Origin of the sequence: Exiguobacterium sp. s127, from assembly GCF_018618695.1 — a bacterium.
GTDB lineage: Bacteria > Bacillota > Bacilli > Exiguobacteriales > Exiguobacteriaceae > Exiguobacterium_A > Exiguobacterium_A oxidotolerans.
Genome location: NZ_JACSMO010000006.1, coordinates 136,444 through 156,432, shown reverse-complemented (window position 1 = coordinate 156,432; position 19,989 = coordinate 136,444). Strand labels below are relative to the sequence as shown.

17 protein-coding genes are annotated in these 19,989 nt (G+C 38.3%); 9 read left to right on the top strand and 8 right to left on the bottom strand.

What is annotated here, in order from left to right:
• Window positions 1–59: 59 nt before the first annotated feature.
• Window positions 60–239 (bottom strand): hypothetical protein, encoded by a 180-nt coding sequence (locus KNP98_RS10040; protein ID WP_239456898.1) that lies wholly within the window; start codon window positions 237–239, stop codon window positions 60–62.
• Between the two features lie 165 nt (window positions 240–404).
• On the opposite strand from KNP98_RS10040, the gene KNP98_RS10035 reads away from it, so the two are divergent.
• Window positions 405–1,496 (top strand): GGDEF domain-containing protein, encoded by a 1,092-nt coding sequence (locus KNP98_RS10035; protein ID WP_088838401.1) that lies wholly within the window; start codon window positions 405–407, stop codon window positions 1,494–1,496.
• A 38-nt stretch (window positions 1,497–1,534) separates the two neighbouring features.
• Here the strand turns inward: KNP98_RS10035 and KNP98_RS10030 are convergent, their stop codons facing one another.
• The 5 genes from KNP98_RS10030 to KNP98_RS10010 form a co-directional block, all read right to left on the bottom strand.
• Window positions 1,535–2,638, bottom strand: coding sequence for a DNA/RNA non-specific endonuclease (locus tag KNP98_RS10030; protein ID WP_214811360.1), 1,104 nt, complete (start codon window positions 2,636–2,638; stop codon window positions 1,535–1,537).
• Between the two features lie 253 nt (window positions 2,639–2,891).
• Complete coding sequence (locus KNP98_RS10025) at window positions 2,892–3,302, bottom strand: NUDIX hydrolase (protein WP_214811357.1); 411 nt, start codon at window positions 3,300–3,302, stop codon at window positions 2,892–2,894.
• Window positions 3,245–3,958: a Type 1 glutamine amidotransferase-like domain-containing protein gene (locus KNP98_RS10020; RefSeq protein WP_214811355.1), complete on the bottom strand. Its 714-nt coding sequence runs from the start codon at window positions 3,956–3,958 to the stop codon at window positions 3,245–3,247. The genes KNP98_RS10025 and KNP98_RS10020 overlap by 58 nt, the downstream gene beginning before the upstream one ends.
• 185 nt (window positions 3,959–4,143) lie before the next feature.
• Window positions 4,144–4,701 carry a DUF4352 domain-containing protein gene (locus KNP98_RS10015; RefSeq protein ID WP_214811353.1) on the bottom strand — a complete coding sequence of 186 codons (558 nt, stop codon included), beginning with the start codon at window positions 4,699–4,701 and terminating at the stop codon, window positions 4,144–4,146.
• Between the two features lie 252 nt (window positions 4,702–4,953).
• Window positions 4,954–5,343: a RidA family protein gene (locus tag KNP98_RS10010; RefSeq protein ID WP_214811351.1), complete on the bottom strand. Its 390-nt coding sequence runs from the start codon at window positions 5,341–5,343 to the stop codon at window positions 4,954–4,956.
• A gap of 227 nt (window positions 5,344–5,570) precedes the next feature.
• Between KNP98_RS10010 and KNP98_RS10005 the strand changes: the two genes are divergently transcribed.
• The 8 genes from KNP98_RS10005 (at window position 5,571) to KNP98_RS09970 (ending at window position 14,594) form a co-directional block, all read left to right on the top strand.
• Window positions 5,571–5,774 carry a hypothetical protein gene (locus KNP98_RS10005; protein ID WP_214811349.1) on the top strand — a complete coding sequence of 68 codons (204 nt, stop codon included), beginning with the start codon at window positions 5,571–5,573 and terminating at the stop codon, window positions 5,772–5,774.
• A complete protein-coding gene (gene dndD, locus KNP98_RS10000; RefSeq protein ID WP_214811368.1) occupies window positions 5,768–7,825 on the top strand; it encodes a DNA sulfur modification protein DndD in 2,058 nt (685 codons plus the stop codon). Before KNP98_RS10005 ends, dndD (KNP98_RS10000) begins: the two co-directional genes overlap by 7 nt.
• Complete coding sequence (locus KNP98_RS09995) at window positions 7,825–8,229, top strand: hypothetical protein (protein WP_159174142.1); 405 nt, start codon at window positions 7,825–7,827, stop codon at window positions 8,227–8,229. Before dndD (KNP98_RS10000) ends, KNP98_RS09995 begins: the two co-directional genes overlap by 1 nt.
• Before the next feature lie 126 nt (window positions 8,230–8,355).
• Window positions 8,356–9,459 (top strand): DNA sulfur modification protein DndB, encoded by a 1,104-nt coding sequence (gene dndB, locus KNP98_RS09990; RefSeq protein WP_159174141.1) that lies wholly within the window; start codon window positions 8,356–8,358, stop codon window positions 9,457–9,459.
• Entirely contained in the window at window positions 9,460–11,109 is a 1,650-nt protein-coding gene (gene dndC, locus KNP98_RS09985; protein ID WP_159174140.1) for a DNA phosphorothioation system sulfurtransferase DndC, read from the top strand.
• Window positions 11,084–13,090 carry a DNA sulfur modification protein DndD gene (gene dndD, locus KNP98_RS09980; protein ID WP_214811347.1) on the top strand — a complete coding sequence of 669 codons (2,007 nt, stop codon included), beginning with the start codon at window positions 11,084–11,086 and terminating at the stop codon, window positions 13,088–13,090. The genes dndC and dndD (KNP98_RS09980) overlap by 26 nt, the downstream gene beginning before the upstream one ends.
• Window positions 13,087–13,458 carry a DndE family protein gene (locus KNP98_RS09975; RefSeq protein WP_214811345.1) on the top strand — a complete coding sequence of 124 codons (372 nt, stop codon included), beginning with the start codon at window positions 13,087–13,089 and terminating at the stop codon, window positions 13,456–13,458. Before dndD (KNP98_RS09980) ends, KNP98_RS09975 begins: the two co-directional genes overlap by 4 nt.
• A gap of 14 nt (window positions 13,459–13,472) precedes the next feature.
• The gene (locus tag KNP98_RS09970) at window positions 13,473–14,594 is read left to right on the top strand and encodes a cysteine desulfurase family protein (RefSeq protein WP_214811342.1); all 1,122 of its coding nucleotides are present in this window, start codon (window positions 13,473–13,475) and stop codon (window positions 14,592–14,594) included.
• A gap of 38 nt (window positions 14,595–14,632) precedes the next feature.
• Here the strand turns inward: KNP98_RS09970 and dptH are convergent, their stop codons facing one another.
• A complete protein-coding gene (dptH, locus tag KNP98_RS09965; RefSeq protein WP_214811339.1) occupies window positions 14,633–18,634 on the bottom strand; it encodes a DNA phosphorothioation-dependent restriction protein DptH in 4,002 nt (1,333 codons plus the stop codon).
• The gene (gene dptG, locus KNP98_RS09960; protein ID WP_214811336.1) at window positions 18,615–19,988 is read right to left on the bottom strand and encodes a DNA phosphorothioation-dependent restriction protein DptG; all 1,374 of its coding nucleotides are present in this window, start codon (window positions 19,986–19,988) and stop codon (window positions 18,615–18,617) included. Before dptG ends, dptH begins: the two co-directional genes overlap by 20 nt.
• Between the last annotated feature and the right edge of the window lies 1 nt (window position 19,989).

The following is a 19,989-nucleotide window of genomic DNA, read 5'->3' as shown; positions in this document are numbered from 1 at the left end:
GAAAGGGCAGTCCGAAGAAAATCGGTCTGCCCTTTTGGTTGAAAAAAAGTAAGGTGTCGTTAGCCGGCAAGTGGTAAGTACGGCGTGATTTGGCTCACCGTCAGTTGGAGGAGCTGTTGCGTTTCCTCTTTCGGTTCAGACGTGACGTAGATGATTAACGCAGCGGCGACGATTAAAAAGATGACGATGACGAGCCCGATGAAGAAAGGCATTTTACTTTTTCGTTTTTCTTCGTTCATGTCCACAGGTAGTTCCCCCTTTTACGAATTAACAGATGCATCTGTCATAATGATTCCCCTTTAAGAAAATGGAAAACCTGCAAAACGGCTAGAAAAAGGGTGCCGGTAAGACGATAAAGAAGATATAGACAGAAAAAGCTATTTTTTGAAGGGATGTCGATCGTCGTGTTGAGTCAATTCAACCAGTTTCTATTAAACTTTTCCCTTTTGATTACGTCCCTGCTGTTCGCTTTCTTACCGATGCGCAACATCAAACGCATTTCACCGCACTCCTCAATCCGGATCCGGCTTGCCGTCGGATTGATTGCAAGCGTGATCGGTGCACTGCTCGTCTTAAACAGTATCTCCTACGACGGGGCAAAGATTGACTTACGACTCGTCGCGCTCGTCACGGCGTATTATTACGGCGGCTGGATCAGTGGCGCATTGACGACGGTCGCCGTCATCGGGGCCCGCTTTCTCGTCACGCCACCCGGTGTCTACCAAGGTTTGATTCTCGCGACGCTGATTTGTCTTGCTTTACTCGTCACGGCAAGTATTTACCGTCGCTTTGCTGCCCAGACGTTCAAAGACTACCTTGTCCTACTGAGCATCGGAATCGGCTACAGCTTACCGGCCCTGTACTTGTTGACGGATACGTTCATTCGGTTTTTCGAGATGTCATTCGTCTACATCATCTTCAATCTTCTCGGAGGGTACGTGACGTTTCGTTTCCTGCAGGAGTTACGGAAACATTTCCAGTTCGTCCAAGCCCAGCAGGAGCTTGCCTTGACGGACAGTCTGACGAATCTCGCCAATCGGCGGAAACTCGATGAGACATTGGCCGACTATGACAAACACGGGTATGCCTTCTCGGTCCTGATTGTCGATATCGACTTCTTCAAGTCGGTCAATGACGAATACGGACATGATGGCGGGGATGTCGTCTTACGGCAACTCAGTCATCTGTTGACGACGTTTTGTCCGGAAACGGGACTCGTCACCCGGTATGGCGGCGAGGAATTCGTCGTCGTCCTGCCGGATATCTCGCACCGTGAAGCGGAGCGACTCGGGGAACGGATCCGGACGGCGTGCGCCGATCAACACTTCATCTTCAAACCGTATCCGGCTTTCCATGTCACGCTTTCGATGGGTGTCGCATCGTCCGATCAAGCCAAGACGGCGTTCGAAGTCGTCCAAAAAGCCGATCAGGCGCTGTATCAGGCAAAACAGACGGGGCGCAACAAAGTCGTCGGTTATGATGTGACACATAATTAAAAAAAGGCAGCTCCGCGGAGCCTGCCTTTTTCGTGTTGTCATTCACCGACCATGCCGTCGTGATCGTTGTCCCGCATGTACGGATAGAGCCAGTGGTCACTCCGGATCGGCATGCTGAAACCGGCATCCTTCGCTTCCTGGATCGTGACTTGTCCGTTTCCGTTCGCATCGACGCTTGAGACGTCACCGCCCGTTTCCGGCGTCGTGCTTGGTGTCGAAGCGGCAGGCGTTTTCGCCTTCGGTTCAGCTTTTGGTGTTGCTTTTGGCGCTGCCTTTGGTTCAGCCTTCGGTTTACTTTCCGGACTCTCGGTCAGACCGAGCGACGCGTTGACACCATCCGGGTTGACGTTATCGAACTTGTCGACGATGACGTTGCCTTTGATTGTGTACGTGTACTGATAACTCGAAGGAATTTGCGTTTTCGTCGTTTCATAGCGGATGATCGCTTCGAAATTCGTCGCACCACCGGCTTTACGGATATTATCTTCCATGTACGCTTGATCGCCGTGGCGATTGAGCGTACTGTCCTGCGGCGTGATGTTGTAGGCGTTCGAGACACCGCCAAGCGAATCGGCGATGACATGTCCTTCATCAAGATCACGGTGTTCGACACCCGGGACCTTCGCTTCATCATGATAGTAGCGACCGGCTGACGTCACGTCTTCCGTTTTATCATTTTGTAAGGTGATCTTTTTGGCGATGACTTTGACGAGTTGTCCATGCTTGTTCGTAAATGCCCAGTACTCGCGGTCCCCGAACCCGATATCGACGACGACGTTCGCCTGACGCGAGCCGGACTGGTCGCCGCCATCGACTTGAATCTGTTTGTATCCGGTGAACGGATCATTGCTGGACGCCGTGACCGAGGGCTTGTCTTCTGTTTCTTTTTGATCCGTTGTCGTATCTGATTTTTTTTCGGTCGTCTCTTTCGCAACCGGCTCTGCAGGAGGCGTCTCCTGTTTCGCGTCTTCTTTAACGATGTCCGCTGTCGGTTTTTTGACGTCGCTCGTCTGCGGCGTCTCTTCTTTTGGAGCACGTTCCTCCGTCTTCGTGTCTGTCGAAGAAACTGTCTCCTCGTCGCTCGCACATCCCGTCAGTAACAGGGCCGCTAGCGGTAATGCAAGGTACATTCGTTTTTTCATGCCGCACTCCTTTCACTTAAGCACACCCGTCTGTTTTCTCAACATCCCTGAAGCTGGCGCTAAGCTGATTTTCAATATATAACAATCTTAATATATATTTGGGTGCGATTAAACAAATATGTAAATTTACTTAAGGAATGACGACGTCAACATTGTGACGTGATGCAATCAAGGAAGTTGCATTTCAGGAAAAAGACGATCTGTCCTGGTGGGCAGGACAACAAAAAAACACGCCACTTCACGTGACGTGTTTTCAAGTCGAGACGAGCTGAGGAAATATCTGATACCGCTCAAAGTCCGTTAAGATGTTCGGTGCAATCTGTTTCCGAATCATTGCTTCGTCAGCCCAAAGATAGGCGTCGTGTTCGTCGGATAAGCTGACAGCATCGGTTTCCGCCGTACAGAAATAGACGAGTAAGATGACTTGACGATCGGGATGGGTCAGGAAACTGGAGGCATACGCAATCCGGTCGACCGTGACTGAGAGTCCCGTTTCCTCCCGGACTTCACGGATCAGACTCGCTTCCGGTTGCTCCCCGAAATCAATCTTCCCGCCCGGACATTCCCAGGTCCCGCCACCCGAGTCGGCAGCGGCACGCTGGACGATCAGGATTCGGTGATCTTGCCGGATGATGCCTTTGACGGCGGTGATGATGGTTGGCATATGTGTTCCTCCGTTCGCTTGAGCACGACAGGCAGGGGGCCTTCCTGTCGTACGAGTTGATTGTTGTTAAGGTAAATCCCTGTCCGTTCCGGTAAACCGTAACCGTATAGGCTTCCGGTCGTAATAAATGCCTGTTGTAAATTCGCGGCTTCATCCCAAGTATCGTAATGGACGGAGAGGACGGCGTCCGGTAAGAGGCCGAGTCCTTCAAGGACTAAGTCCCGGCCGTCCCACTGATCAATCGCCGGAATCCGGCACTCGTCCGGTGCGAGTAATGCCCCGGCAGAAAAACCGGCGACCGGGACACCAGACTGATACCGTTCTTGGATGACGGCGCCGATTGGTGTGTGAACGATGAACTGTTGATACCGCTCCGTTTCACCACCGGCGATGATGATCCCGGCGCTTTGTTTCAGCGTCGCAAGCTGAGCAGCAGTCGGATGCCCGGAGAGCGGAAAGTGGAAAAAGTCCGTCTTCCCATGCGTTTCGAGCGGACCGGTCAAGACGGGGGCGTAAGACATCCATGACGTACCTTCACGCGGAACGTACAGTAAAGCGATGGGACCGGCCGATGCACAAACGCTCGCGAAACGACGGGCGAGTCCTTCCGTAAACGGTGGACCACCGCCGAATAAGAAGAGATGTTGATTGGTCATGGGAAAGGCCTCCATTTTAAAATTTTCTTTCATCATGAAAAAAATCTAAACGATTAGATCGACGTTGGCTAGACAAATTTAGTTGGGATGGATACTTCGAACCATTAACTGCTGAAAGAATAAAAAGAATTACCAAAATAAAAAATGTCATCTGCCATGATAGACAGATGACATCAAATGATAACTTAGTTTTTACCTGTGAAAACGACTTCGTTATCATTCCAAGAGAACGATGGTTTGTAAATAAGTTCTAATTGCTGTCCTTTTGGAGCATCAAAGAAAATCTTGCCTTTGAGTGTTTTTCCTTTGTTTAGATCATCACTAATTGCCATTTCATCACTACCATAATAAGATTCAACTTTTTCGTCATTGATATAGAGGTCAAATTCTGTGTTATCTATATAGGCTGAGTCAGTACCTTTGTTCACAGCAGTAATATCAAATACAACAACATTGTTATTTTTAGTTTCACTATATTGATCAGGCGATTGATTTTGAGCTTGAGAAATAGTTAATTGGATATCGCCGACTTTTACTGTATCTCCTAATTTAAATTCTTTTGGAGATTCATCTTTAGCGGATTCCTTTGAATCATCCTTACTATCGACCGATGAAACAGAATCACTTTTCTTCAATTCTTTGTCAACTTCATTTGCAAAAAATGATGTGCACGCGACCATGGCGATGATTAAGATGACCAATGCGATAATAAAACCAATGACGAGCTTGAAAAACTTTTTCATTCTATAAATACCTTCCTTTTCTTGAGTTTCAGAGAAACTCGTATGTAATCAACACTAATTTTTCTTATTGGAATTTTACTATAGATATAAAATACCATATTTGAAAAACAATACCTTTGAAAATATATTAGCATACAATCCATTAATTTACCATTTTAAGAAATAAAAAAATTAGACAAGTACGTATCTAGAATAAAACAAGAGTTGGTGAACAAATATAAACCACCCTCGAATGAAGAGGATGGCTTTAAATCATACTAATCCTAAAATCTCAACTTCGACCAAAGCACCTTTTGGTAATTCTTTAACGGCAATACAAGAGCGGGCCGGGAAATGGTGATTCGGTTCGAAGTACGCGGCATAAACTTTATTGAAGGCCGCGAAGTGCTCCATGCTCGTTAAGTAACACGTCGTCTTGACGACACGGTCCGGCGTCAGGCCGGCTTCTTTTAAGATCGCATCGACATTTTTCATGACCTGCTCCGTCTGTTCGGCAATCCCGCCGGCAACGAGTTCACCGGTCGCTGGGTCAATCGGAATCTGACCGGAGGCATAGAACGTACCGTTGGCGATGAAACCTTGGGAATAGGGACCGATGGCAGCAGGTGCCTGGTCTGTGTTGATTTTTTTAAGTGTCTTCATTAACATAAGTCCCCTTTTTATCTAAGTATAGATTTTTTATAAAAGTATTCCCATTAAATTTGATAAAATAAAATTTTAAATTCAAACTTATACCTTTTCAAAAAAAATACAAGGTATCTATTAACAAATAGAAACAAATGATAAAGTTAATTTATAGAACTTTAAATATAACATGATTATTTTAAAAGTGTTTCAGTTCTTCATGAGAATAACGGAGGTTAATAAATATGTATGACGATTCTCTGAGAAGTAAAACAGAAGTCGATATTTTAAAAGAGGCGGCACTTAATAACAATATTTTTCCGAACACTTTGTATAAAATATTACAAAGTGCAAAAATTGATCATTACTCTGAAAAGGGTACAGATGCAAAAAGAAGAAAGCGAATAAGAGAAGAAATTGTTTTGTATTCTAAAGAAAAAAAATCTTAGCAGATGACTCAGCTCTAAAGCTGCAGGTACAGGCTGTTGATTTTATTGAGTTAAAATTAAATAACTATAAAACTTATTATGGGAAACAAAAGTTAAATTTTAAGATGCCTACGCATTCAGAAGAAAATATCATCCTAGTAGGCGGAATGAATGGTGCTGGTAAAACTACTATTTTAAAAGCATTACGTGTTTTATTGTATGGAAAACGAAATATGACAGATATTGAATACAAAGAACAATTTGCAAATACGATTAACAATCGCTTCTTTTCTGAAGGAGGGCGCGAATCGAGTGCGGAGTTGACCCTTTCAGTAGATGATAATTATACCCACACAATAAGATTAACATGGCAATATGATCATGCTAAAAGAATGATTAGTGAAACAAGAACCTTGGAGAAAAAAAGGAATGGTTCAGTAAGACCAATTAGCAAAAATATTATTACGAATCAAAATTTGGATACTTTTAACCGACTGATTGATGGATGGCTTCCTTTAGAATCATCACCTTACTTTATATTTGATGGAGAAGAGATTAGTACACTTGTAGCCTCTAGAAATTCAACGAAATTTAAAGATGCTATTAACAGAATGATTGGTTTGATGTTCTATGACAATCTTAAAAGTGATATCGATTCGATAGTAAAAGATTATGAAAAATCACTTGCTAGAATGACAGATTCAGCAAAAGTAAGTCGCATTAATAAAGTTATTCAAACTCTTAAAGAAGAGTTAAGAGAAGCGGAGGGAAAGTTAAGCCGAGTAGATACTTATTTAGATGGGCGTAATAAAAAATTAACGGACCTACGTAAACAAAAAAACGATACTTTGATGAAGAACAGAGACACACGTGATGTAATTGTGAAAGAGGTTAGTCAATTAGAGGAACGATTAAAGAATGAAAAAAACAACTTAAATATTTTATATAAGAAAAATATTATTCCGACGATTTTAAAAAATAAAATAGAGTTACTCTCTAATCGAATGAAGGAAGAGCAGCTTTCGCAAGAGAAGTTAATTCGCTCTACAGCAGCATTAAAGCCTTATGACGAATTCATGAAGCAGTTATTATCCAAACCATTAACACCGGCATTAACTGATCAACAACTAATTCAAATTCAGGAATTAGGTAAGACGATTTGGATGGAAGATCATAAGATCTCAAAAGTAGAAGAAATTGAAATTCTTCATGATGTTACGAATGATACAAAGCGCATGTTATCTAGCTTAGCTTCAAATGCTAAATCCGATCAAATTAAAGCTTCGATTCGTAATATTTCTAAATATGAAAATGAGTTAAAAAACCTTAATAGACGAGTGAGTTTAGCGCCTTCAGCGATTGATGTTTCTGAGATCGAACGCGAAATCGAGGTTTTAAATCGGGATGTGGGAGACAAAGAAAAAACTCGGCGAGTTAGAAGGAATAAAGTTAACCAAATTAAAGAAGAACTTACAAAACTTCTGAATGAATTAAGACGTTTGGGTGAAACAGCAGAAGTAGACGCTGATCTACAACAAAAATATGATTTTTCAAAGAAAGTTCAAAAGGCTGTTAATCATTACACAGAGCAAGTATTAAATTGGAAGGTTGCTTTGATTAGTTTCGAATTTAAAGAGATGTTATCTGCCTTATTTAGAAAGCAAAATGAATTCGGTAATGCATATTTTGATGAACAAAGCATGTGCATCAGAATAAAAAACGAAGTCGGGACGGAAATTCCTATCGAAGAACGTTCAGCTGGTGAGAAACAAATTATATCTTCAGCATTCATATGGGCAATGACAAAAGCATCTGATTTAGACTTACCCGTAGTGATTGATACACCATTGGGACGACTAGATAGTCATCATCGCAATAATTTGATCACACATTTTTATAGAAAATTAAGTAAGCAAGTAGTTATTCTATCAACGGATACAGAAATTACAAAAGAGTACATGGAATTGATGGAGCAGAATACTGCAAAACAACTGATGTTAGATTATAACGAAGAAGAGAAGTATACAGTAATTCGTGAAGGATACTTCGAGTTTGCGAAGGGGGTATCGTAATGGATTCTAAGGGCATAAAACTTTCTAAGTTAACTAAGGCAAGAATAGATGATTTGATGGGTGAGTTCGCTGACTCTTTCGATGATGCTTCAAAAGAAATTCGACCGTTTGTTATAAAGTTAGGACTCTCTACTGGAATTGCTAATAGTAAAGGGTTGTATGAAAAACTCCCTTCTGGTTGCGAGACGAGTGACTGGGAGATGGGATCTATAATTTCAGGTGATGATTTCATGATTTTTAAACATTTAATCATTAATGAAGCCAAGCGTTCTTTAACGGACTCTGAAATCAAAAAATATATGAGAACATTCATAGAGTATGGAATTTCATCGTTGTATCAAATATGGGAAGACCATCATAATAGTGGTGATTTAGAGGAATTTAAAATCAAAATTCTTAGCTAAAAGAATTTAAATTAAATATTAAATGAATAAAATCCAAATAAAGGCTGTATTCACTTGAATATTAGTCTTTATTTTTTTATACTTATTACAAAGTTACGTACGTAATGAGAGGGGATTATATACGACATGAATGCTACATTTAATTATAATTTTCCGGCTTTAAAAGGATATCAGGCGAATAAAGAATACTTTGTAGTGATGTGCCCTTTAAAACTTATTCCTAAAATTTTTTTATTTGATGAAGAAGAAGTTCCAGTTGAGTATCGTGCTCAGCGAATTATTAACAAGGGACGTATTCCAGAAATAACAGAGTATATCGTACATCATCCTGAAGATTATGTCTTCTCCTCTTTAACTGCATCAGTTGATGGTGAAATGAATTTCGAACCATTTAATGATCATCCTAACTATCAAAATTTAGGACAGCTTTCTATATCTCTAGAGTCGCGGTTCTTGATAAATGACGGTCAGCATCGTAGAGCAGCGATTGAAGAAGCCTTGAAACTTGCACCTGAGCTTGGAAATGAGACGATATCTGTTGTTTTCTTTCAAGACGCTGGCTTGAAGCGATCGCAACAAATTTTCTCGGATTTGAACCGTCATGCTGTTAATACGACCTCATCAATTGGCATTTTGTATGACCATCGCGATCAATTATCTATGGTCACGAAAAACTTGCTAAGTGAAATACCACTACTAGCTCGATATACCGAAAAAGAAAGAACGTCGCTTTCAAAAAATTCACCTAAGCTTCTTTCAATCAACCATGTATATAACGCCAATTTAAGGTTAATCGAAAAATCTAAAGGAGAACCAATCACTGAAGAAGATGTTGAGGTGATTAATTTGTTTTGGAGCACACTTTGTGAGACCATTCCGGAATGGGAAGAAGTTCTCAAAAGAAATATTTCGCCTAGAACATTAAGATTACAGTCGATAACTGCACAAGGATTATTCATTGAAGCAGTAGCAGAAGTAGGAAGAACATTGATTGCTCAAAGACCGGATTCGTGGTTACTAGGTATTAAAGAACTTTCACGTATTGATTGGAGTCGAAATAATGAGAAGGATTGGAAGGGTCGAGCTTATGATGACTCTGGAAGAATAATTAAGAATCGTCGAACGATTGCACTGACATCTATACGTATTAAACAGCTATTAAATATTGAATTAAATGATAAAGAAATGTCGATGGAGCAGGAGTTTTCTGTAGAGAGGAAGTTAAGTTAAATGGGGATTATTAGTAATCAACTAGCAAAGAAAGAAGACAATCCTTTAGCAAAACAATCTAAAGAATTGATTAAACGTGTATACGCACAAGATGAGCGACCATGGGTAATTGGATACAGTGGTGGAAAAGATTCTACCTTAACAGTTCAGCTTATATTTGAGGCGTTGTTAGAAATGACTCCCGAACAGTGGCATAAAAAAATCTATGTCATTTCATCAGATACAATGGTGGAAAATCCTTTGGTCGCAGCGATGATCAATGGTTCGTTACAACGAATGCAAGATACTGCATTAAGAGTAGGTTTACCGTTAGAAACACAAAAAGTAAAGCCATTAACAGAGAAAACATTCTGGTCAAATATTATTGGTCGAGGCTATCCAACACCTAACCAAACATTCAGATGGTGTACGGATCGACTGAAAATTGATCCGGCAGATCGCTTCATCAAAGATAAAGTGAACCGGTTTGGCGAAGTGATTATGGTTTTAGGTGTCCGCTCTAAAGAAAGTCAGAGTCGGGGGAACTCAATCAAAGAGCATGAAATCCAAGGTACAGAATTATTGAAACATACGACTTTGAACAATGCTTTTGTTTTTGCACCTATAAAAGAATTTGGATTAGATGATGTATGGGGATATCTTTTATCAAATCCTTCACCATGGGGAGAAGATAATGCGAAATTACAAGAAATGTATTTAAACTCTAGTGGTGAGTGTCCGCTAGTAGTCGACCAATCCATTAAAGAAAGCGCTGGTTCATGTGGTAACAGTCGTTTCGGATGTTGGGTATGCCCAGTAGTGTCTGAAGATAAATCGTTAACTGGATTCATCAATAGTGGTGAAGAGTGGATGACACCTTTATTAAAGTATAGAAATCGCTTAGTACATGTACGTGATGATCGAAACTTGAGAATGCACCGTCGAATGAATGGTAAATTTTATTTAATTGGCGTTGAAGATTACGAAAAAGACGGAATCACATACCTTTCGATTAAGAAAAAAGGTGGCAGACAGGCAAAACTTTACTCTACAGAATACGTAGAAGCAAATGAAGTAGAGACAGCTGAAGTTGTAGATGAGTATAACTTGAATTCATACATTGTAAACAATCAAATCGATTTGAGTCGCCCAGAGAAACATCGGGACTTTTTCATTCGTCAAACTGACCATGAGGGAACTGTTACGTATTCACAATTAGGTTTAGGACCGTTTACGCTCGAAGCACGACAAATGTTATTAAAAGAATTATTAGAAGTACAACGCGACTTAAATGCACCAACAACACATGATATTCCACTGATTCAAGAAGAAGAGCTTCGGATGATTAGAAGAATGTGGTTGCGTGAAGGAGATTGGAATGATTCACTTCCACAAATTTATATGGAAGTATTCGGTACAGAACTAGATTGGGAACACGATGATCGACCATTGATGACTGCAGATCAAATGTCAGATTTAGAATTACTAGTTCAAAAACATCAACTCGATTTAAACACTGTAAAAAAATTGTTCCATGTGGGAAATGAGTACGTGAGCCTTAAAGTAAAACGTGGATTCCAAAAAGAAGTGACATCTTTGCTCAAGCAGGATTACCTTCAGTTGTATCATGAAGGAGAGACAGAACATGAAACTAAAGTCATTGACGCTTAAGAATATTGGTGCGTATAAACAGCAAACTTTTGATTTTTCAAGTAAACGTAGTAAGCAGAATGTGACATTGATTGGTGGGAAAAATGGTGCAGGGAAAACGACATTTTTATCTGCAATGAAGTTAGGACTATTTGGACCACTCGCTTACGACATGAAGACTGCTTCATCAACATATTTTAAGCGAATTAAAGGATTAATGAATCATGATGAGCTAGAAAAAATAGAGGGGTTAAAAATATCGATACCTTGGTTCAAAATTGATTTAACTTTTGAACAAGTAGAGTCTTCTGTAAGGGAAGAAATTCGTTTTGTGAGAGAATGGAACTTCACTGAAACAGGTGGAAAAGAGTTTTTTTCAATCTATAAAGATGGTTCAAGTCTTCCGGTGAGCGAAGAGAAACGAGATTTGATTTTCAATCGTTTTTGTGAATCACTTCCGCCATATTTATATGATGTTTGCCTATTTGATGGGGAAGAGATTAACCGAATCATTCAGCAAGACGAGTTATCGAATCACTTAGAACGGCTTATTAAAAGCGCATTGAAATTAGAAGTCCCGTTTTTATTACAAGACACGATTAATCGTGTCATCAGTGACGAAACTAAAAATACCGTTGATATAAATAAGCAAAGCAAGTTTGAAAACTTAAAATCAGCTTTAAACGACATAATTCAAGAAGATCATAGATTGCAAAAACGATATGATGATTTATCTAACAATGTAGAAGAAATTACTTTAACTGTGAATGCACAGAAAAGTGAGCTTAAATCATTTGGTGGTCTTTTAAAAGAAGAAGAAGATCAATTAAAAAATGAATTGAATGAGTTAGAACGTAAGAAAAAAGAGAACAAAGCGAGTGTTCAAGAACTCATAAATGGGGACTTACCTTTTCTCATGAACCGCGATTTAATTGCAACGGTAAGAGAGCAATTAAAAGAAGAGAAATTGATTGAAAGTATTGATGATGTAAAAAGAGAAATGCTTGAAGAACTAGCTAGTGAATTATCAGAACGTACTTCAACTAATTCTAAGCGGTTAGAAGAAGCACTTCGTGAGTCTCTAACTGCAATTCAACCGAAGAGCCAATCAATTATTCATCGTGCATCTTTTGGTGAAAAATCTCAAATCGAATCTTTGTTTGAAGGAATTAAAAATATTGATTTTTCTTATTACAGAAAAAAAATAAGTGATCAACAAAACATGGATGAAGAAATTAAATTAATTAAACAAAAGCTTACGGTTCAAAGTGATAGCGTTGAAGATTTTATGGATATGTTATCTGCACTTGAACAGTTACAAGAGCAATATGCTGAAAAGAATCATGAACTGAAAGTAACGACTAAACAGTGGAGTGTTGTACAAGAGGAGCGTCTCAAATTACAAGAAGAATATAATCAAATGAGTGAAGAAATTGATAGAGAAGCTAATCAGTCTAGTAGTGTTATGCATAATGCTACAGCGATGCGAGCACTTCTTTTAGAATTTCAAAATCAGCAGCAACAAAAAGGGATTCAATTAATTGAAAAACAGGCATTAAAAATGATTAATCGTCTCTTCCGGAAAAGAGGATATCTCCACCGCCTTGTAATTAATTCAAGTACGTATGAGGTTACTTTATACGCTGAAGATCAAAAACGAATTCCACAATCTACACTTTCGGCAGGAGAAAAACAATTATTACTCATGTCTCTTGTCTGGGCCGTATTCGATGTATCTGGAAATAAACTACCGTTTATTTTTGATACACTTTTGGGACGTTTAGATGTAGAGCACCGTGAGAATCTATTGACGGAACTTATTCCTGCTTTTGGCGAACAGGTATTGATTCTATCAACGGATTCTGAAGTTACTGAAGCAAACTATAAATTGCTTAAGCCTGTAATAAATAAAGAGTATAGTTTGAACTTTGATACAGCAGATCGTTCAATCAAGGTAGTACCGAGTTACTTCCGCTTTAATGAAACGGAGAAAATATCATGAATCATCGTTTAAAATTATCGAAGCCTACATTAGAAATATTCCAACAATTACAAGCGAGTACAAATATCACTCCTAATGTATTAGCAAGAATAGCAGTTGCATTCTCATTAAAAAATGAACAAGTCCCAAAAGTGAACACTAATGAAATTTCTAATTTTGAAATCTCAAGAGCCACACTGACTGGGGAACATGACTTTTCATACAAGGCTATGATTCTACAACACGCAAACCAAGCGATTGAAGAAGAAAAATATTTTCCAGATCTCTTTAATGCGCACATTGATCGTGGAGCAAGTGAACTATTTAAAATTTATCAATATTCAGGAAATGCTCAAAAATTTTGGATGAAGATTTTAGAGACTGAATAGAGAAGGGGAATGGCATGCTGTATTTAGATAACAGTGCGACAACACCAACACACCAAGAAGTAGTGGATGCAATGCTACCTTATTGGACGGATGTATTTGGTAACCCATCTAGTAAATACTACTCTCAAGCTGTTGATGCAAAAATAGCAGTAAATCAAGCAAGACAGTCTGTAGCGGAATTGGTTAATGTCAAAGCAGATGAAGTGATTTTTACAAGTGGCGCAACTGAAAGTAATAACTTTTTGTTGAAAGGAATTGCTACGGCACATTCGAGTCGTGGCAATCAAATTATTTCCAGTGTTGCAGAACATCCGTCTGTGTTAGAAACACTTCAGTATCTGGAAACTCAAGGATTCGATGTCGTATATCTTTCAGTAGATTCATTTGGAAGAATTGATTTAAAAGATTTAGAACGAGCTCTGTTAGAAAAACCTACTGTACTCGTAACACTTTTATGGGGTAATAATGAATTAGGTTCATTAAATCCGATTAAAGAAGCATCTGAACTTGCTAATCTATATGGTTCTTTTTTTCATACAGATGCGACTCAAGTAATTGGAAAGGTTAACGTTGATTTAGAGAAGCTACCATATGTTCAATTTTTGTCGGCATCAGCTCACAAGTTTTATGGACCTAAAGGAATTGGTGCAGCAATTGTTCGAAAAGACGACATGGGATTGTCCTTGAAGGTAACACCTCTCTTACATGGAGGGGCACAGGAAAACGGTTATCGTAGTGGAACACATGCGGTTCCACTGATTGTAGGAATGGGTAAGGCAGCTGAAATAGCTCATACGAAATTGGATGAACACATTGAGCAGTTAGTTAAGCTTGAAGATAGACTCAGTAAGTTATTGATGCAACAATTTGGAGATGTCATTCACTTCAACAATGATAAGCAAAATAAAATCCCAGGAATTTTAAGTGTTCAATTCAAGGGATTGAACAACGAAGTACTTTGTAAGGAACTTGCACCAGTAATGGCAGTTTCAACTGGATCTGCATGTAGTTCAAGCAAACCAAGTCACGTACTTCAAGAGATTGGCTGTTCGATGGAACAGCTACGTTCAACAATTCGTTTCTCGCTTTCTCCTTATCAATCAGAAAAAGAATTAGATGTCTTTTTGGACTTATAAAAAAATCAGCATCGGGTTACCCGATGCTGATTTTTTTATTAAGGAATATAAAGAGTCTCTAATAAGTCTTCTTTTTTTATGTCACTTGTAATTTTATCGATATTTTCTTTAATTTGCTGAATCGGTTGAAGGACTCCTCTAATTCCAAATGCTTCTGGCAAATGGACTAATGTATGGTCTTCTCGCTTTATGAGAGATGCATTTGGAACATCATGTTTGAAGGATAGAACAATTCCATCGCCAAGGTAAGGCTCAAGTGAATCATCAATTGTAAAATCTCCTTTTAATAAAGATGTGATGACTGATTGACGATTATTTTCGAAGTCATAGTTCGTTCGCTCAGGCCAAAGTTCACTTTCATGAATTTTTTTAGCATTTGTCAAGAAAAGTTGAGCGAAAAAGAGGCGATAGTAATCATTTTCAAACGTATCCTCGATTCGGTTGTAGAGATTAGTACGGAAAAGATCTTTTGTGTGTTTCGTTTGTTCAATTGCTTTTTTGATTACACTCTCATCGTTGATACCAATCTTTACTTCAATTGGGAAGAAGTGCAATTTAAGTCCATTTGAAGCTTCTTCGAGACCGATTAAAAGTAAATCATCAGAATGAGTTCCAGAACGATTCAATGATTTAGCTGAGAATACACTATCACGCGTAAAACCAGCAGCACCGGCAACTCTAAGTACTTCTTCAAGGGATATAGGAACCCATGTGATTGCAGGGTGATCAAATAGGGCAAGCGCATAGCGAACCGCCGAAAGAATACTAAATTTTTCTCGACTGAAGTGTTTTCGTTTATCAGGACTTTCGATACCACGTCGAATCATTTCAAGAAGCCACTCACCGTTAATGGTATTAAAGGCTTTGATTGCCTGAACAATGTGTTGGTCCGTTGGTTCATGATGAATCATCGGATTCGATTTAAAGAATTCTTTAACGATTGATTGATATTGGCCAGCTTTATTCGTAACAGTAATCGCATCATAGCGGAATGATGAGGTGTACTGATCACTGTAGTGGATGACGAGTAAGTCTTGGTCTGTATTTTTATTTCCATGAAAATAACCTAAATCTACTGTCGGTTCAATAAAAGTTACCCAGTGGGACTGTTCATAAATCTCATTAAACGTGTCATCCGGTAAAACTTTCATCGAGGAAACAGCGACTGTACCTTTTGTATACGGATTGTTTCCGCTATCGCGCATATTGAAATTAAACTCATTAACGGAATATGCAATTTTTGCGAGAATCTCATCAGACTCTATTGGGTATAACTTGGTTCCGAATCCGCTTAAATAGGAACTCTTATTAATGGTCGCTGATAAAGTAGAATAAAGACCACCCAAAGCCATTCCAGTCTTCATGTTATCCGCGCGGTCTGGATAAATGTTTTCTTTTCCTCGCATCTTATAAAAACTAATATGTGCATATTCGAAGTTATTACTCTGATTGAACCGATAAAATTTTAAGTTAGATCGTACAACCCGAATCAAATCTTCAAATAAATAATTGCTACTTCTCTTCATCAAAGAACGTAAATCATCAAATTGATTCTCAAGGTCATTGAAAAAGTCGTACTGTGAAAACTCATCTAAATCTTTATGTCCAGGTTCGTGATGATGGTTATATAATCGAACTTCTACAGGAATTAGCCGATCAGCACCATGCTTTTCGATTTGTTTAAACATCCAAGAAACAATTCCTTTGAGAATAGGACGTCCACTTGAAATTTCAATAATGTTTAGCTTCAAAGAGGCTTTCGTGTCGGTATTAAAAAGGAAATCAAAATGATTGATGAACTGATTCATTTTATCGAGTATAACTTTGTCGAGGAATTTTTCGGCATCTACGATAGCAAGTTCATCGAGCGGTTTATATACGATCCATTCTGGAGCAACATTCTGACTCTCTGGTTTGTACCATTGTTGATTTTGACCGTCGGGTTGATAACTTAATAGTGGTAAGAGAGCATCAGGTCGTAGACGGTTTATGATGGAATAATTGACATGGCTATTCTGCAGCTGTCTATAAAGTTCAATTTGATATGCGACATTCAATGGATGGAAAGGTGTTAAAAAAATCTGGTTTTGATCGATTGAATAAATTGTTCCTAAGCGATCTGTACCGAGTCCATCTTCCATTAATTTGTCGTTTGTTTCAAGGTTTTGTACGAATTCTAGATAAGCATTTAGATAAGGAATCGCAACACTTAAATAACCCTCATCGATTTGTGTATAAAAAGGTGGAACTTGGGTCCCTTTAAAGTAATTAATGAACCGATTGTATGCCTCGCGTAGTAAAAGGTTTTCTACCTCATAGTCGTCATTAGAGAACAGTTCACCATTCTGAATGACACCAGAAAACATGTTTTCTTCCATCCAATGCTTTTCCCGCTCGACAAATAAGCGATACTCCGCATGGTCATAAAATTGCTCATTTCCGATAATGAGGCGTTTTCCATCAACAACAACAGAAGAAGTTTTTTCCCGTTTCAATTGCCAAAGACGGGTACCTGTGATTGGATGAGGTTTATTTGGTAAATCAGAAATAAGTAACTCGACAGGAGTAAAATCCTCTACTTGAAGGTTGATTCGTAATAGTTGATCACCATCCATCAATTCGGAATCAAAAGAAAACACAGCATTTGTTTCTTTTAATACTTTAATAGTTTCTTTGGAATTTGTAATCGTATGTTCTTCAGGAAGTGAGAAGCTAGGATTTCCGATACGAATTACACCTTCTGGGTCTTCTAAGGAGAGGAATGGACGACCATCTGTCCAGCCATTCGAATAGGTGGCTTTATAACTTGAAAGTACCTCTTCGTCAAAAGGAAGAACAGTGACATAAAAGTTATTTTTTAGACCAGTAACATGTAGATACTCAGCATGTAAATGAAACGGTTGGTTTTCTAATTCATTCAAAATAATTTTTAATTTTTTTCCACTATGTTCGAATGAAACTCGTGCTTGTCCTGAAGTGTTCTTACTTTGAGCACCAGAAGACTTAATATTTTTAGGCATTTTATGATCACCATCAATATTGAATTCCAGAGTGAGCGTCATTTGATCCAGTCCTTCTGGATTAAAAACAACAATGTGACGATGTTTTTTACCAGCAGCAGTCGTACTTTTAGGTAATTCCCAAACACACAATTTTTTATTATTTTGTTTAGCTGAAGTCGCTATGAGTTCGAATTTTTTCTTCGTTTGTTCAACATATGAATTTACTTGAGAATAGCTCAATTCTTTCCAATCGTCAGCTTTTACTTTTTTTTGTCCTTCTGGTGTGAATTTTTTATCCAGCACTTTTTCGATATTATAAATGTGATAGTCTTGAATAATTTGATAGAGTTCTTGATTTTCTTTAAGTCGTAACTCAATATTTTTTGTTCCAACGTATTGAGTCAAGTCATCTTTAAAAAAACCGAGCTTTTCATAATCATTTGTGGAAACTTTTCCTTTTGCTAAAACATCAAGAATAGGCTCAAAGTCCATAAAGTTCACATTTCCAGCATCACCATGGTCTTCTATAAATTGTGATAGATAGAAAGACATCAACGCTTGATCAGATTCATTGAAGAGTTTCTGTTCCACATCTTTTTTTAACGATTGAATAAGCGACTTCACGTGAAGCGGCATTCCTTGTTTTTGCAAATTTCGGCTACCACCTTCGATACTATCTAATTGCTGAGGAAGAAGCATCAAAAGTGCTGTATTTTGCCATCCTTCTTGTTGCTGACTTACTAAGTTTCGTAGTAATACTAAATAGTCGGCTGTAACATCAGAAGTTTGAGCAGCTAGTATTAACTTTGTATTGCCATAACGAATAGTGTAAGAATTGAAAGCGGTTTGCTCTTCATGTGTATATTCGAAAGGGTTTAAAAAATCTGATGATATTTTATTTTGAATAGATGCAAGGAACTGTGTAACTTCTTCTTGATGATCGAAACGAATAAAATATTTATCTCCCGAGCTAGGTGGATGTTGAATAAAATAATCATTAATGTGTAATGATAGATAATCATAAAATTGATTTGACATACTGAGCCTCCCCACTATCACTCATTTTGATGAGTAAATTCATTTTTTCCAATGTATGTTCGAATTCAATACGGCTGTAACGGTCTAAAAAGACTCCTCTTACTTCAAGTTCTTTATAAACATCTTGAAGACGCATTTTTGAAGAACGAACGATGACTATAAGAAACATAGTTAAAATTTCTTGATTCAGTGAAAAGACATTACCATTTCGTCCACGTTGCTTTACAAGACGAACTTTTGCAATTTCAGTGACGCCACTACCATATCGCTTTTGAGCTTCATCAGGAGAAGAAACTTCCATAACAGAAATTAATTGTTTTACAGCATCAGAGAATGTCTGGCTTTGTGTAATGTCACGCTGTAATTTAGATTTTTCAATAAGCGAAGTAGACTGTGCATCGACTTCTTTTAGCCACTTGTCTTGATCAGAGCTTGAGAGATCATCGAATAGTGACTTAATAGTAGGAAAGTCCATCATGATTTCTAGTTCAGGGTTTTTCGTATTACAACTCAGTTGGGCTAAGGTAAGTTGTGTACTAAATAACTTACCGGACATTTCCTGTAGGTATTTAAAGCCTTTTCGAACGGCATCACGTCTGCTTGAAACGGTAGATTCCCAATCAAGTGTAAAATAGAGCTGTTCTACACTACCTTTTCGATAATCAGCATGTTCATGCAACGAAAGCTTGATAATATTTTGACTTAATAAAAAGAAGGTATAGTAATACGTAACCAAATCAGCATATTTTATAAAGAAGTCCGGGTGTTTTCTTAAAAATAATAGATCGTCGGCAAACAACTCGCTAATCCATGGTAGTTTATGATCAAAAGAAGAATATGTTTTTTTTCTCTTATCAAGTTGCGGTTTAAAGTCCTCCATAATGTTTTGTAGAACATCTTTTTGTTCATCTATTTTGAACATATTTTGAAGTGCAACATGATTTTTACACAAATCATAAAGATAATCTGAAATTTTGAAAATACGATTTTTAGAGCTAGCTCGTTCTAAATGAAGTAACATGCTTGGATGTTGAAGTTGTTGTTTGGTTTCTCCAGCAAGTAATAATTCGTTTAGTAAAGAAACGAATTCATCTTGATCTTTTGAATCGATAGACATTTCATTTAAAAGCGGTTCAAAGTCTTTTGTTTGAATTCTGTCAGAGTATTCAGCTTCGTATCCACTAATCAAACGAGCGAAAGAAGCAAACTCTCCTGTCCAATTCTCTTTAAAAGTTTCATCTACTTTTATTTTTGAGACAAGAGTATTAAAAGGAAACATCTGACGAAATGCATTCAAATCTCTCTTTGTACTCGTGATAACTTTTTTCTCGATTATTCCTCGTTGCAGTTCCATG

Coding starts and splice junctions, on each gene's coding strand:
- dndB (WP_159174141.1), top strand. CDS start 8,356: ATGAATGCTACATTTAATTATAATTTTCCGGCTTTAAAAGGATATCAG.
- KNP98_RS09995 (WP_159174142.1), top strand. CDS start 7,825: ATGGATTCTAAGGGCATAAAACTTTCTAAGTTAACTAAGGCAAGAATA.
- dndD (WP_214811347.1), top strand. CDS start 11,084: ATGAAACTAAAGTCATTGACGCTTAAGAATATTGGTGCGTATAAACAG.
- KNP98_RS10040 (WP_239456898.1), bottom strand. CDS start 239: ATGAACGAAGAAAAACGAAAAAGTAAAATGCCTTTCTTCATCGGGCTC.
- KNP98_RS10010 (WP_214811351.1), bottom strand. CDS start 5,343: ATGAAGACACTTAAAAAAATCAACACAGACCAGGCACCTGCTGCCATC.
- KNP98_RS09970 (WP_214811342.1), top strand. CDS start 13,473: ATGCTGTATTTAGATAACAGTGCGACAACACCAACACACCAAGAAGTA.
- KNP98_RS10030 (WP_214811360.1), bottom strand. CDS start 2,638: ATGAAAAAACGAATGTACCTTGCATTACCGCTAGCGGCCCTGTTACTG.
- dptH (WP_214811339.1), bottom strand. CDS start 18,634: ATGTCAAATCAATTTTATGATTATCTATCATTACACATTAATGATTAT.
- KNP98_RS10015 (WP_214811353.1), bottom strand. CDS start 4,701: ATGAAAAAGTTTTTCAAGCTCGTCATTGGTTTTATTATCGCATTGGTC.
- dndC (WP_159174140.1), top strand. CDS start 9,460: ATGGGGATTATTAGTAATCAACTAGCAAAGAAAGAAGACAATCCTTTA.
- dptG (WP_214811336.1), bottom strand. CDS start 19,988: ATGGAACTGCAACGAGGAATAATCGAGAAAAAAGTTATCACGAGTACA.
- KNP98_RS09975 (WP_214811345.1), top strand. CDS start 13,087: ATGAATCATCGTTTAAAATTATCGAAGCCTACATTAGAAATATTCCAA.
- KNP98_RS10025 (WP_214811357.1), bottom strand. CDS start 3,302: ATGCCAACCATCATCACCGCCGTCAAAGGCATCATCCGGCAAGATCAC.
- KNP98_RS10005 (WP_214811349.1), top strand. CDS start 5,571: ATGTATGACGATTCTCTGAGAAGTAAAACAGAAGTCGATATTTTAAAA.
- KNP98_RS10020 (WP_214811355.1), bottom strand. CDS start 3,958: ATGACCAATCAACATCTCTTCTTATTCGGCGGTGGTCCACCGTTTACG.